Origin of the sequence: Pseudomonas sp. HMWF006, assembly GCF_003061205.1 — a bacterium.
Classification (GTDB): domain Bacteria; phylum Pseudomonadota; class Gammaproteobacteria; order Pseudomonadales; family Pseudomonadaceae; genus Aquipseudomonas; species Aquipseudomonas monsensis.
Window position 1 is genome coordinate 39,350 of record NZ_QAIU01000654.1, and the last position, 1,372, is coordinate 40,721.

At 56.6% G+C, this 1,372-nt stretch carries 2 protein-coding genes; one reads left to right on the forward strand and one right to left on the reverse strand.

What is annotated here, in order from left to right:
* Positions 1-565 (forward strand): acireductone synthase (gene mtnC / locus DBR24_RS30440; RefSeq protein ID WP_256592014.1); only part of this gene is annotated, 565 nt, incomplete at its 5' end.
* Between the two features lie 95 nt (positions 566-660).
* On the opposite strand, the gene DBR24_RS34980 is transcribed toward mtnC, so the two are convergent.
* Entirely contained in the window at positions 661-939 is a 279-nt protein-coding gene (locus tag DBR24_RS34980) for a DUF3509 domain-containing protein (protein WP_123467373.1), read from the reverse strand.
* Positions 940-1,372: the final 433 nt, after the last annotated feature.

Sequence of the window (1,372 nt, forward strand, 5' to 3'; positions counted from 1 at the left end):
CGGGCGTGCCGATGTCGCCGAGCAGATCGCCGCCGTGCGCCGTGACAGCAACGAGCCACAGGCCGATGTTGAACGGGTGATTGAAATTCTCTTGAGCTGGATCGCCGAAGACCGCAAGGCCACGCCACTCAAAGCGTTGCAGGGCATGGTCTGGGCGCAGGGTTATCAGGCCGGGCAGTTGAAGGGCCACGTTTACCCGGATGCCGTTGAAGCACTTCAACGATGGCACGCGGCGGGCTATCAACTGTTCGTGTATTCGTCCGGCTCGGTCCAGGCGCAGAAACTGATTTTCGGCTGCTCGGAGGCGGGCGACCTCACGCCGCTGTTCAGTGGCTACTTCGACACCACCTCGGGGCCCAAGCGCGAGGCGCAGTCCTACACGAATATTCAACAGGCGATTGGCGTTGAACCGGGGGAGATTCTGTTCCTGTCTGACATCGTCCAGGAGCTCGACGCTGCTCAAGCGGCCGGTTTGCAGACCTGCGGCCTGGCCCGCGAGGGAGGGGAGCTGGAAGGACACGTCTCAGTCGACAGCTTCACCGGCATCGAACCGGAAGCCTTCTGAGCACGCAGCGCTCCCACAGGTTTTTTGCATCGAGCACAAAAACAGGCCGGGCAGTGAAAGCTGCCCGGCCTGTTTTGTTTAATGCGTTTGAATGTTTACAGCGAGTGATACGTCGGCAGGGCGAAACGCTGCTGGCTCTGCAGCATGGCAATTTGCGGCAGTTCGCTGGCCTGTTCCGCCAGATCGCGGCGAATGGCACTGATGGCCCAAGACAGTTGGTCGGCGTTATGCATTTGCTGATAGGTGAGTGCGCGTTTGAACACTTTGCCGTCGTTGCTGCGCAGGGTCAGCAGAATCCCGCCATCGGGACGTGGCGCGGTGGCGACTTCGAAGTTGGAGAACAGCGAGGAAAATTTTTCTTGGATCAGGCTCATGTCTTTCAGCTCCGTATGCACTTGAATGGCAAGCATGCAGACGAGGTTGCAGTGATTGTGCCAGTATTTATAAAAATAAAATCCTTTATAAATCAGTAGTTTATAAATAATAAAATTTCCTGGCGTCGTGCAATCTGCATGAATGGCCATCGTGCATCCTGCATTTTGCGGGATCTTGCACGATCCAATGGAACCAATCGGGTGTACCAGGATCACGGCCGTCTCTTTCGCGGTTGCGGATACAAAACATTGCAAAAACCGCGTGTACAGCCCGAGAAGCGCTGACGTATTTTCAGCCTCGACCCTCGTTCGAATGCGGCGGTCAGAGCAAGCGATTGCCCGACAATAAAAATACCGGCCAGCGCCAAAGGCCGAACGGGGAGCTTCCATGCGTCACGCGCCAAGCGACACGATTACCTGGAGCATGATGCTC

Bases quoted from the DNA above. Each gene is read 5' to 3' on its own strand.
- DBR24_RS34980 (WP_123467373.1), bottom strand. From the start codon at position 939: ATGAGCCTGATCCAAGAAAAATTTTCCTCGCTGTTCTCCAACTTCGAA.